The 11,932-nt window shown below is 58.7% G+C and carries 10 protein-coding genes; 2 read left to right on the plus strand and 8 right to left on the minus strand.

The window, feature by feature from the left end:
• The first annotated feature begins 2 nt into the window (after positions 1-2).
• Both ureG and RHM56_RS20480 read left to right on the plus strand, forming a co-directional pair.
• Entirely contained in the window at positions 3-614 is a 612-nt protein-coding gene (ureG, locus tag RHM56_RS20475) for an urease accessory protein UreG (protein WP_322235525.1), read from the plus strand.
• Between the two features lie 134 nt (positions 615-748).
• Positions 749-1,882, plus strand: coding sequence for an AGE family epimerase/isomerase (locus RHM56_RS20480; RefSeq protein ID WP_322235527.1), 1,134 nt, complete (start codon positions 749-751; stop codon positions 1,880-1,882).
• 28 nt (positions 1,883-1,910) lie between these two features.
• Here the strand turns inward: RHM56_RS20480 and RHM56_RS20485 are convergent, their stop codons facing one another.
• The 8 genes from RHM56_RS20485 to RHM56_RS20520 all read right to left on the minus strand — a co-directional run bounded on the left by RHM56_RS20485 (position 1,911) and on the right by RHM56_RS20520 (position 11,921).
• Entirely contained in the window at positions 1,911-2,678 is a 768-nt protein-coding gene (locus tag RHM56_RS20485; RefSeq protein WP_322235529.1) for an SDR family oxidoreductase, read from the minus strand.
• 739 nt (positions 2,679-3,417) lie between these two features.
• Positions 3,418-4,134, minus strand: a complete 717-nt coding sequence (locus RHM56_RS20490) for an ABC transporter ATP-binding protein (RefSeq protein WP_322235531.1) — start codon at positions 4,132-4,134, stop codon at positions 3,418-3,420.
• Positions 4,131-5,006, minus strand: a complete 876-nt coding sequence (locus tag RHM56_RS20495; RefSeq protein WP_322241823.1) for an ABC transporter ATP-binding protein — start codon at positions 5,004-5,006, stop codon at positions 4,131-4,133. Before RHM56_RS20495 ends, RHM56_RS20490 begins: the two co-directional genes overlap by 4 nt.
• Positions 5,007-5,017: 11 nt before the next feature.
• Positions 5,018-6,301 carry a high-affinity branched-chain amino acid ABC transporter permease LivM gene (gene livM / locus RHM56_RS20500; RefSeq protein WP_322235533.1) on the minus strand — a complete coding sequence of 428 codons (1,284 nt, stop codon included), beginning with the start codon at positions 6,299-6,301 and terminating at the stop codon, positions 5,018-5,020.
• Between the two features lie 2 nt (positions 6,302-6,303).
• Complete coding sequence (locus tag RHM56_RS20505; protein WP_019408327.1) at positions 6,304-7,218, minus strand: ABC transporter permease subunit; 915 nt, start codon at positions 7,216-7,218, stop codon at positions 6,304-6,306.
• Positions 7,219-7,523: 305 nt separating this feature from the next.
• Positions 7,524-8,660, minus strand: coding sequence for an ABC transporter substrate-binding protein (locus RHM56_RS20510; RefSeq protein ID WP_322235535.1), 1,137 nt, complete (start codon positions 8,658-8,660; stop codon positions 7,524-7,526).
• Between the two features lie 362 nt (positions 8,661-9,022).
• On the minus strand, positions 9,023-10,306 hold the full coding sequence (locus RHM56_RS20515) for an FAD-binding oxidoreductase (protein ID WP_322235537.1): 1,284 nt from the start codon (positions 10,304-10,306) through the stop codon (positions 9,023-9,025).
• Between the two features lie 124 nt (positions 10,307-10,430).
• Positions 10,431-11,921 carry an aldehyde dehydrogenase family protein gene (locus RHM56_RS20520; protein WP_322235540.1) on the minus strand — a complete coding sequence of 497 codons (1,491 nt, stop codon included), beginning with the start codon at positions 11,919-11,921 and terminating at the stop codon, positions 10,431-10,433.
• Between the last annotated feature and the right edge of the window lie 11 nt (positions 11,922-11,932).

Consider the following 11,932-nt stretch of genomic DNA (forward strand, 5'->3'; position numbering starts at 1 on the left):
TAATGAACACACAACCTTTGCGTGTCGGCATCGGTGGCCCGGTGGGCTCCGGCAAAACCGCACTGACGCTGGCCCTGTGCCTGGCGCTGCGCGACAAGTACAACCTGGCCGTGGTGACCAACGACATTTACACCCGCGAAGACGCCGACTTTCTGGTGCGCAACGAAGCACTGGCGCCAGAGCGCATCATCGGCGTCGAAACCGGCGGCTGCCCGCACACGGCGATCCGTGAAGACGCGTCGATCAACCTTGAGGCCGTCGATCAATTGAACCGACGCTTTCCTGGACTGGATCTGATTCTGGTCGAATCGGGTGGGGATAACTTGTCGGCCACCTTTAGCCCGGAGCTGTCTGACCTGACGATCTACGTGATCGACGTGTCGGCGGGCGATAAATTGCCGCGTAAGGGCGGGCCGGGAATCTGCAAATCCGACTTGCTGGTGATCAACAAAATCGACCTGGCGCCGCTGGTCGGTGCTTCGCTGGAGCTGATGGACAGCGACACCAAACGCATGCGCGGCGGCAAACCGTTTGTGTTCAGCAACCAAAAGACTGGGCACGGCCTGGACACCATCGTGGCGTTTATCGAGAAACAGGGCCTGTTGGTGTCTTAACCCTATTGTAGGAGCGAGCTTGCCTCGCGATCTTTTGATCGTTTAAAAGATCGCGAGACAAGCTCGCTCCTACAGAGTTTAGGCTCACGGTGTATCATGTCGCGCAAACGCCCCAGCCGTGACGACGCCCGCCGATGCCTGATGTAGCCAACTCCGCCTTTTCGCCTGAACTGACCGCCACCTTTGCGGCCGTACAGCAGCATTTCCGTCAGGTCATCGTGCCGCTCTGGCAAGGCCCCGGCTGGAATGCCGAACTGGCGCTGCCTTACGAGGCACTCAGCCCGACGCATCAACCGTTGCCGCCCCAGCGCTATCGCGCCATGGCCTGCGCCCGCCAGTTGTATGTGTTTGCCAGCCTGATCGACGACCCGGACTTCCCCCGTGCCGCCGAGCGCGCGGCAGCGTTGTTCCGCTCGCTGCAAAGCCATTTCCACGACGCCGAACATGGCGGCTGGTTCTACAGCATCGACCCGCAGGGCGCGCCGCTGGATCAACGCAAAGACCTCTATACCCACGCCTTCATCATCTTCGCCTGCGCCCATTACTGGGCCAAAGTACGCGAGCCGTTGGTGGAGTCGGCGCTCAATGCCGCACTCAAGGTGGTGGCCGAGCAGTTCAGTGACGGCAACGGCCTGTACGAAGCCAGCCTCGACCGGGACTGGTCGACACTGGGCAGCGGCCCGCTGCAAAACCCGCTGATGCACTTGGCCGAGGCCTTTTTAGCCACGCTGTCAGTGCGCGACGATGCCCCGACGCAAGCCGCCTTGCTGGCGCTGGCCGACGGCATGCAACAGCGCTTCATCGAGCCTGTGCATAACGTCATGCTGGAAAAACCGCACGGGGCTGTGGATAACTGGTTTGAGCCGGGCCATCAGTTCGAATGGTTGTTCTTGCTGGCGTCCTCGCCCCTGCTGCGCCAGACCGCCTTGCATGGCTCGCTGGACCGCGCGTTCAGCTTTGCCGAGCAGGTCGGGGTGGACCCGCAGACCGGCGCGGTGTGCGGCATGCTGGCCCCGGATGGCACCTTGCGTGACGGCACCCAGCGCATCTGGGCTCAGGCCGAGTACCTGCGCGCCCTGACCTTGCGCCCTGACTGCCTTGAGCGTGTGCAACGCCAATTGCTGGCGTTGCAGCAGCACTTTTTGCACACGGGCGGCTGGTACGAATGCCGGGATGCAGCGGGTAAAGTCAGCCGCGAAGACATGCCCTCGACCACGCCTTATCACCTGGCCACTTGCTACAGCGGCTTGGCGCAGTACATAAGCTGACACATCTCCCCTGTGGGAAGGCGCCCATTTATTCTTTGGCGTTGCGTTCGATGGCGAAACCGCTCCACGACTGGGTGACAGGCATCAGTTCAAGGCGGTTGATGTTGATGTGCGCCGGGGTGTTGAGCACCCAGAAAATCGTCTCGGCAATGTCTTGCGGCTGGATCGGCTCGGCGCCCTGGTAGGTCGCGTCGTAACGGGCTTTGTCGCCGCCGAAGCGCACCATGGAGAATTCGCTTTCGCACAAGCCCGGTTCAATGTTGCTGACCCGCACCCCGGTGCCCTGCAAATCGCAGCGCAGGTTGAGCGAGAACTGCTTCACGAACGCCTTGGTGCCGCCATACACGTGGCTGCCCGGGTACGGATAGCTGCCCGCAATGGAACCCAGGTTAACGATCCCGGCACCGCGCCCGTGCGCTATCAGCCGTGGCAACAGCAGGCGCGTGGTGTACAGCAGGCCTTTGATGTTGGTGTCGACCATGGTTTCCCAATCATCGAGGTCGCACTTGGGCGCCGGGTCTGTGCCCAACGCCAAGCCTGCGTTGTTGATAAGTCCACGCAACGTGCTGAACGACGGCGGCAGGTTGGCAATGGCTTGCTCCATGGCTGCACGATCACGCACGTCCACCACCAGGCCATGCACTTCGGTGTGCTGGGACAGTTCTTCGCACAGCGCATTCAAGCGCTCTGCGCGACGGCCGGTCAGGACCAGTTTCCAACCTTCTTGCGCAAACTTGCGCGCACACGCCTCACCAAATCCGGATGTCGCGCCGGTAATAAACAGCGTGGAAGTCATCGTGTTCTCCTTGGCTGGCGGGCTTTTGCCGCCGTTGAAATAAGACCCTCAGCAGAATGCCCGGCCTGCGCGTCAGCATCAAGGCCAGCAAACTGTACAAAAAACAACCAAATCTTTCCAAGCCTTGGCCTGTATGGGCTAGCGCTGTTTACACTCACCTTATCCACAGGCCCGCCCACAGTCTTTGGGGGCAACTCGAAAATGCGAAAAGCCTTTGTGCACAAGGCTTACAGCGCTACTTGAAGGGTTTTTAACTTGACCGGGACATCCCCGGCATGCAGGCGCCCCAAAAAGGTGCGAGCGGCTAAATCAGACAGATAGCCAGAAGCCAGTCATTACGCCGCCTAGCGCGTTCTTTCCAGAGTTTAATCACAGACTTATCCACAGGTTAGTCATGCCCATTTATCGGCGGTAATAATTCAATAAACCTGTTGACAAGTCACGCGACAAGCCAAGCAAAAAACGCTGATCAAAAAACAACCATGCTTCTGCAAGCCTTATAAACAAAGGGCTACAGCCAACTACTCCCACGTTACCCACAGCCACCTCCACAGCAAACGGGGACAAGTCAAAACGATGACAAAACAGTGATTTGCAGCGTCTTTATGTCGCGCTTTCGTAGGGTTGCAATATTGTTTTCCACAATTTGCGGCAACCCCTGTAGGAGCGAGCTTGCTCGCGATCTTTTAAAAGATCAAAAGATCGCGAGCAAGCTCGCTCCTACAGTTAAGTGGCGGGGTTAATGCCCTCCCAAGTAAGCGTTGCGCACTTCTTCGTTGCTCAGCAGTTCCTTGCCGGTGCCGGTCAGGCGGATTTCGCCGTTAACCATCACGTAGGCCCGGTCCGACAAACGCAGCGCGTGGTTGGCGTTTTGCTCGACCAGGAAGATGGTCATGCCGGTCTTGGCCAGTTCACGCAGGGTGGCAAAGATCTGTTTCACCACAATCGGCGCCAGCCCCAGGCTGGGTTCGTCCAGCAACAGCAATTTAGGCCGACTCATCAGCGCACGGGCGATGGCGAGCATTTGCTGCTCGCCACCCGACATGGTCATGGCCCGCTGGGTACGGCGCTCCTTGAGCCGCGGGAACAGCTCGAACATACGCTGCATGTCTTCACTGGCGTGCTTGTCGCCAATGGGGATGGTGCCCATCAGCAGGTTTTCTTCGACGGTCATGTCCGGGAACACGCGCCGTCCTTCCGGCGATTGGGCAATGCCGTTGGAGGCGATGTAGTGCGAGGACTTCTGTGTGATGTCCACGCCCTGATAAAGAATTTGCCCACCACTGGCCCGAGGTTGACCGAAGATCGACATCAACAGCGTCGATTTTCCCGCACCGTTGGAGCCAATGAGGCTCACGGTTTCGCCTTCTTCAATGTGCATCGAGACTTTTTTCAGGGCCTGAATCGGCCCGTAGTGCACATCCAGCTCTTTGAGTTCGAGGATCGTGCTCGTCATATCAGCTCCTCTTCGTCTGCGCCAAGGTAGGCGGCGATCACTTTCGGGTCGTTACGAATCGCTTCTGGCCCGCCCTCGGCGATCACGTTGCCGTGGTCGAGCACCACGATGTGATCGGAAATGCTCATGACCATGCCCATGTCGTGCTCAATCAGCACCACGGTCAGGTCGTGCTCGTCACGCAGCAGGCGAATCATCGCGCTCAACGCTTCGGTTTCCTGGGGGTTAAGACCGGCTGCGGGCTCATCCAGGCAGATGATCTGCGGGCGCGTGCACATGGCCCGGGCGATCTCCAGCCGCCGTTGCTGGCCGTATGACAGCTCACCGGCCAAACGGTTGGCACAGTCCACCAGATCGACCACTTCCAGCCAGTAAAAGGCGTGGTCCAGCGCATCGCTTTCGGCCTTGCGATAACCCTTGGTGTTAAGGATGCCCGCGACCATGTTGCGGTTGACCCACATGTGTTGTGCCACCAGCAGGTTTTCCAGCACCGACATTTCCTTGAACAGGCGAATGTTCTGGAAAGTTCGGGCCAGGCCTGCGCGGTTGACCAGGTGAGTGCCGCCGAACATTTTGTAATACAGGCGGCTGACGAAGGCTTTGGGCGACACGAAGTCAGTGAGCTTGAACGGCTCGCCCAGCAGTTTGATCACATTGGTATGCGCACCACGGGCGGTGATTTCGATCTTGCCGCCGGTCGCTTTGTAAAACCCGGTCAAGCAGTTGAACACCGTGGTTTTGCCCGCGCCGTTAGGGCCAATAAGGGCAAAAATCGAGTTGCGTTTGACCTTGAGGCTGACATCACTCAGGGCTTTGATCCCACCGAAGTGCATCATCAGCTTATCGACCGAGAGCACCACGTCTTTGTCCATGGAGGGATTGTTCATGGCGCGACTCCCTTGCGTGGTGTAACCCCGACACGGCTAATACGGATCAGACCTCGCGGTCGCCAGATCATCATCAGCACCATCAAGACGCCGAACAGCAACACCCGGTATTCGGCAAAGCTGCGCAGCAGCTCAGGGGCCACGGTCAGCACGAACGCGGCAATTACCACGCCCACCGTCGAGCCCATGCCGCCGAGCACCACAATGGCGAGGATCAGCGCCGACTCGAAGAAGGTAAACGAGGACGGGTTGACGAAGCCTTGGTAGCTGGCAAAAAACACACCGGCCAAGCCTGCCGTCGAAGCACCGAGGGTGAATGCCGAGAGTTTGACCAGCACGTGGTTCAGGCCCATGGCGCGGCAGGCGATTTCGTCTTCGCGCAGGGCTTCCCAGGCGCGACCAATCGGCATGCGGGTCAGGCGGTGCTTGATGTAGAGCACCAGCAATACCACCAAAAACAGCACGATGTAGATGAACAGGAATTTGATATTGGGGTTGTAGTCCAGGCCGAAAAGCTGATGGAACGGCACCCCGCCCTCTTTGGCCACGCGGCCAAACTCTATCCCGAAGAAAGTCGGTGACGGCACCGGCATGCCGTTGGGGCCGCCAGTGAACGACAGCCAGTTGTTGAGCACCAGACGGATGATTTCACCAAAGCCCAAGGTCACGATGGCCAGGTAGTCGCCATGCATGCGTAACACCGGGAACCCGAGAATGCATCCCGCCAACGCCGCGGCAATGGCCGCCAGCGGCAGCACCGACCAGAACCCGAGCCCCAGATACTGGTAGCCCAGCGCCAGCCCGTAGGCCCCGATGGCGTAGAAGGCGACGTAACCCAGGTCGAGCAGCCCGGCCAGGCCGACCACGATGTTCAGCCCAAGGCCGAGCAACACGTAAATCAGGCCGAGAATGACCACCGTCAGGATGTATTTGTTGGCGAAGAACGGGAACACGATGGCAATCACGATGAGTGCCGGAATGATCCAGCGCAGTCGCGATTTGTAGTCCGGGGGCAGCACGTGCACGCCAGAGCCGGTGGACTCAAAGCCCTGAAGGATTTTCAGGCCCTTGGACGTTTGCAAAAACAGGCTCAGGGCAAAACGCCCCGCCATCACAATTCCCACCAGCCAGCCAACCCGGGCCGGTTGCAGGTTAAAGCTGTAGCCGTCGAGCACGACCCCCACGATAGGCCCGAACACAATCAGTGAGATCAACCCGGCCAGAATCGAATCGACCAGGCTCTTTTTAATATCAATCGGTTTATTAATGGCTGCAGACATACTTACACCTTCGCCACGAGAGGACGACCCAGCAGGCCTTGGGGACGGAAAATCAGAATCACCACGAGCAGTGAGAAGCTGAACACGTCCTTGTAGTCAGAGTTGACCAAGCCTGCAAAAAGCGACTCGGAAATTCCCAGGATGAGCCCGCCGAGCATGGCGCCGGGCAGTGATCCAATGCCGCCGAGTACCGCAGCGGTGAACGCTTTGATGCCGATGATAAAACCGGCGTAAAAGTCGAAGGTGCCGTAGTTCATGGTGATCAGCACACCGGCCAGTGCGGCCATGGCGGCACCGATCACAAACACGTAGGAAATGACCCGGTCGGTGTTGATCCCCAGAATCGAGGCCATCTTGCGATCTTGTTGGGTGGCCCGGCACATGCGGCCCAGTTTGGTGTACTTGATGATGTAGGTCAGCAGGCCCATGCCCACAAAGGCCGCGATCAGAATGAAGACTTTGGTGTAGGTGAGTTGCACAAAACCGGTGCCAATATCGACGCGCCAGGAACCGCTAAGCAACGTCGGAACGCCTTGCTGGCGTGAGCCTTGGGCGATTTGCACGTAGTTTTGCAGAATCAGCGAAATACCGATGGCGCTGATCAGCGGCGCCAGCCGTGTGGAGTTACGCAGAGGTTTGTAGGCCACGCGTTCGATCACCCAGCCATACACGCCAGTGACCACCACGGTGAAGATTAAAGTGCCCAACATCAGCAGCGGGAAGGATTCGATACCGAAGTACGCCAGCAGAGCCAGACTGATTGCCGCGAGGTAAGCGGAAATCATGTACACCTCGCCGTGTGCGAAGTTGATCATGCCGATGATGCCGTAGACCATTGTGTAGCCGATGGCAATCAGGCCGTAAACAGACCCGAGGGTCAGGCCATTCAGCAGTTGCTGCAGGAAAATACCGTCCATAACGCAATCTCACGCATTTGAGCCCTTGCGCAAACACGCGCCCGCCACACTAATGCCCGTCAGTTAACGCGTATCCCCTGTGGGAGCGGGCTTGCCCGCAATGAGATCGACGCGGTTTAACAGATAAACCGCAGCGCCTGCATCGCTGGCAAGCCAGACTCCCACAGGTTTCTCGTTGCATCTATTAACTGACGGGCATTCGCCTGGGTGGTGCGGTTTACGCAGCTCCTGGAAAAGAAGACAGGTTGTGCAGGTTCATTCCCGCCTGAACGGACGCAAAGCGCCGTTCAGGCGAGCAATTCATCTCACTTCTGTTTTTCCAGCTGGTGATATTTGCCGTCTTTGTCCCACTGGTACACCACGTAGTCAGAGACTTTGAGGTCGCCTTTGCTGTCCCACTCTTTCTTGCCCATTACGGTTTCGACCGGGTGAGCTTTGAGCCACTTGGCAGCGTCTTCGCCTTTGTTGGACTTGGCGCCATTGAAAGCATCCGCCAGGGCTTGAAGCGAGGCGTAGGCGTACAGGGTGTAGCCTTCTGGTTCTTTACCGGCCTTGCGGAACTCTTCAACGACCGCCTTGCTGTCTGGCAGCAGGCGCGGATCTGCGCCAAAGGTCATGTACACGCCGTCGACGTATTGCGCGCCGCCAGCAGTTGCCACCAGTTCGTCGGTTACAACGCCATCATCGGACATGAACTTCACGTCTTTGAGGCCAGCCTCACGCAGTTGGCGCACCAGTGGGCCGGCTTCCGGGTGCAGGCCGCCGAAATAAACAACGTCAGCGCCGGTTGCGCGGATTTTGGTCACCAGCGCACTGAAGTCTTTCTCGCCACGGGTCAAACCTTCTTCGAGAACAGGTTTCACACCGCGCTTGGTCAGTTGAGCACTGGTGGCATCGGCCAAGCCTTTGCCGTAGGTGTCCTTGTCATTGATGACCGCGACTTTCTTGCCCTTGAGCACGTCGACAATGTAATCGCCCGCCACAATGCCTTGCTGGTCATCACGCCCACACATGCGGAACACGGCGTCCATTCCGCGCTCAGTGACCTGCGGGTTGGTCGAACCTGGCGTGATCATGATCACACCGGCATCGGCGTACACCTCAGACGCAGGAATGGTGTTCGAAGAACAGAAATGTCCTATAACCCCAATCACTTTGTCCTGATCGACTAATCGGTTGGCCACGGCGACCGCTTGCTTCGGCTCGCAGGCGTCATCGCCAGCGACCAGTACAATTTTTTCGCCGTTAATCCCGCCTGCTTTGTTAATGACTTCTGCCGCCGCCTTGGCGCCTGTCATGTACTGCTCACCAAATGCCGCGTTGGCGCCGGTCATCGGGCCCGCCACACCGATTTTCACATCAGCTTGAACAAACGAAGAAACGCCCAACGCAGTAGCCACTGCGAGGGCCAGAAAGCCTTTCTTGTAGAACGTCTGCGACATGAGGTGGTGCTCCTGAGTTTTTTTAGTTGGCACTGCGACTTCACATAAAGTGCTGAGCAAGGCGCGTGCCATTGGTTTTTTATTCTTGGAAAAGCCGTTGTTTTATTGTTTTGTCGACTGTTTCGAGCCCATTTTTATTGGGCGTGCAACCGTCTAAACCGAGGAAGGTGAAACCACTTGTTTCTTACAGGTGCCACCCAGCACAACAAATGTTGCAACCGGGTTGCCCTGCATCGTGCAACCGCCTTGTAACCACACGCGTCACCGAACTGCACACTCTCGGTGCGTAACTGCTACAAGCCGCACCACAACAGGCTAGTCGCTGTACGCAAAAACGTCGTGCTGGCGATTGAATATCACGCTTAGATAACAATTCTCAGGCATTGACCTGCGTGATACAGCGAGAAACCGGCTTCATATAAACAGCTGCGCAGCCCCGCGCCAGACACTGGCTGCTGGGGTGCAAAGGGGATGGGTAACGCTTTAGCGTCGCCGTTGCACAGGTAGTCGGCAAACGCTTTGCCCACCACCGTGCCAGTGGTCACGCCCCGGCCGTTATAGCCGGTGACTGCCACTAAACCGGGCGCAGGCTGAAATAAACGCATCAGGTGGTCGGGGGTAAACGCGATGCAGCCGGTCCAGGTGCACTCCCATTCCACGCCTTTCAAGTAGGGAAAGTAGTGTTGCTGCACACGATCAGCCCAGGCTTTGAGAAACCAGGTCGGTTTTTGATTGCCGTTGCCCAGACTGCCGAGCAACAAGCGGCCTTCGGCATCGCGGCGAATGCTGCTGAGCACTTGGCGCGTGTCCCACGAGCCTTGGCCGCCGGGCAAGATGCGCTTGGCGGTGTCATCGGTCAGGGGTTTGGAGGCGACTTGATAGTAATAACCGGGGAAAAAGTTGCGCCGCAGCTCGGTCCACTCGCCTTCGGTGTAGGCATTGGACGCCAGCACCACCTGCTCGGCACTGACCGCTCCGCGTGCGGTTTGCACCGACCAGCGCGGGCCTTGGCGTTCAAGCCCGGTGACCGGGGAAAGATCAAACACATGCCCACCCAAGTCGCTGGCAGCTTTGGCCAGGCCCGAGGTGTAGGCCATTGGATTGAGTGTTCCGGCGCGCCGATCGAGCAAGGCGGCGGCAATTTTTGAGGTGCCGGTAGCGGCTTCGCACGCCGCGCCAGTGAGCAATTCGACAGGCGCGCCGCGACGTTTCCATTGTTGTTCACGGCTGCGTAAATCGGCTTCGCCACGGGCGTTATGGGCCATGTGCAGCGTGCCTTCGCGGCGCAGCTGACAGTCGATGCGGTACTTCTCGATGAGGCTGAACACCAGCGATGGCGCGGCACCGAGCATGCGATTGAGCTGGCTGCCGATGGCCTCGCCAAAACCGGCTTCGATGTCGTCCGGCGGGATCCACATCCCGGCGTTGACCAGCCCTACGTTGCGCCCCGAACCGCCGTACCCGGTGCGATGTGCTTCCAGCACGCAGACGCTTTTACCCTGTTCGAGCAAATGAATAGCGGCTGAAAGCCCGGTGATCCCGGCACCGATGACGCACACATCAACGTTCAATTCGCCTTTAAACATGGGCGCTTGAGGGCGCTGAGGCGTCAGGGTTTCCCATAAACACTGTTCTTGTAAAGGCATGCCAAGCTCCAGAGGTGAAACCTAACGGTGATGCGCTTTATTTATCAAACATTACCTGCCCCTGTAGGAGCGAGCTTGCCTCGCGATCTTTTGATCTTTAAAAGCTCGCTCCTACAGAATGACCTCAATCGAACGTAATACCCTGCGCCAGCGGCAGTTCCAGTGAGTAGTTCACGGTGTTGGTCTGACGCCGCATGTAGCCGCGCCACGCATCGGAACCCGACTCACGGCCGCCGCCCGTCTCTTTTTCGCCACCAAACGCACCGCCAATTTCAGCCCCGCTCGGCCCGATGTTGACGTTGGCGATGCCGCAGTCACTGCCGACCGCCGACATGAATTGCTCAGCCTCACGCACGTCAGTGGTGAAGATGCACGACGACAGCCCTTGCGGCACGGCGTTGTTGAGGCGCAGCGCCTCGGCAAAGTCGTTGTAGCCAACCACATACAGGATCGGGGCGAAGGTTTCGTGGCACACCACTTCACTCTGTTCCGGCATTTCGACAATCGCCGGGGCCACGTAGTACGCATTCGGGTATTGGCTGGCCAATTGGCGCTCGCCGCCGAATACTCGCCCGCCTTCGCTCAAGGCTTGTTCCAGAGCGTCTTGCATGTTTTCAAAGCTGTGTTTGTCGATCAGCGGGCCGACCAGGTTGCCTTCCAGCGGGTGGCCAATGCGCACCTTGGAATAAGCGGCCTTAAGCCGGGTGACGATTTCTTCTTTGACCGACTCATGCGCGATCAAGCGGCGCAGGCTGGTGCAACGCTGACCGGCCGTGCCCACGGCGCTGAACAGGATGGCGCGCACGGCCATGTCCAGGTCGGCACTTGGGCCGAGGATCATGGCGTTGTTGCCGCCCAGTTCAAGAATGCTGCGGGCAAAGCGTGCCGCAATTTTTGGCGCCACTTCGCGGCCCATGCGGGTGCTGCCGGTGGCACTGATCAGCGCCACACGCGGGTCATCCACCAAGGCTTCGCCCGCCTCACGGCCGCCGATGATCACTTGGCTCAGGTACTTGGGCGCGTCGGTAAATTTGTTCAGTACCCGGTCAAACAGCGCCTGACAGGCCAGCGCAGTGAGAGGGGTCTTTTCGGAGGGTTTCCAGATCACGGCGTTGCCGCAGACCAGCGCCAGCGTGGTGTTCCACGCCCAGACGGCAACCGGGAAGTTGAACGCACTGATCACGCCAACCACGCCCAGCGGGTGCCAGGTTTCGCGCATGTGGTGACCTGGGCGCTCCGAGGCAATGGTCAACCCATACAGTTGGCGCGACAGACCGACGGCGAAGTCGCAGATGTCGATCATTTCCTGTACTTCGCCCAGGCCTTCCTGGGTAATTTTGCCCGCTTCCCACGACACCAGCTCGCCCAGATCGGTCTTGTACTCACGCAGCAAATCACCGAATTGGCGCACCAGTTCGCCACGGCGCGGGGCGGGCACCTTGCGCCAGGCCTCGAATGCATGCTCGGCGCGGGTCACGTGTTGCTCGGCCTCGGCGGCCCCTTCCCACTGCACGGCGCCAATCTGGCTGCCATCAATCGGTGTGTGTACCGGCTGTTTACCCTGTTGGTACAGCGCGGGGTTCACACCAAGACGATCCAGTAATGCAGCAACCATGGGGCACTCCT

It is taken from the genome of Pseudomonas sp. CCC3.1 (assembly GCF_034347405.1).
In the GTDB taxonomy this organism is placed as follows: domain Bacteria; phylum Pseudomonadota; class Gammaproteobacteria; order Pseudomonadales; family Pseudomonadaceae; genus Aquipseudomonas.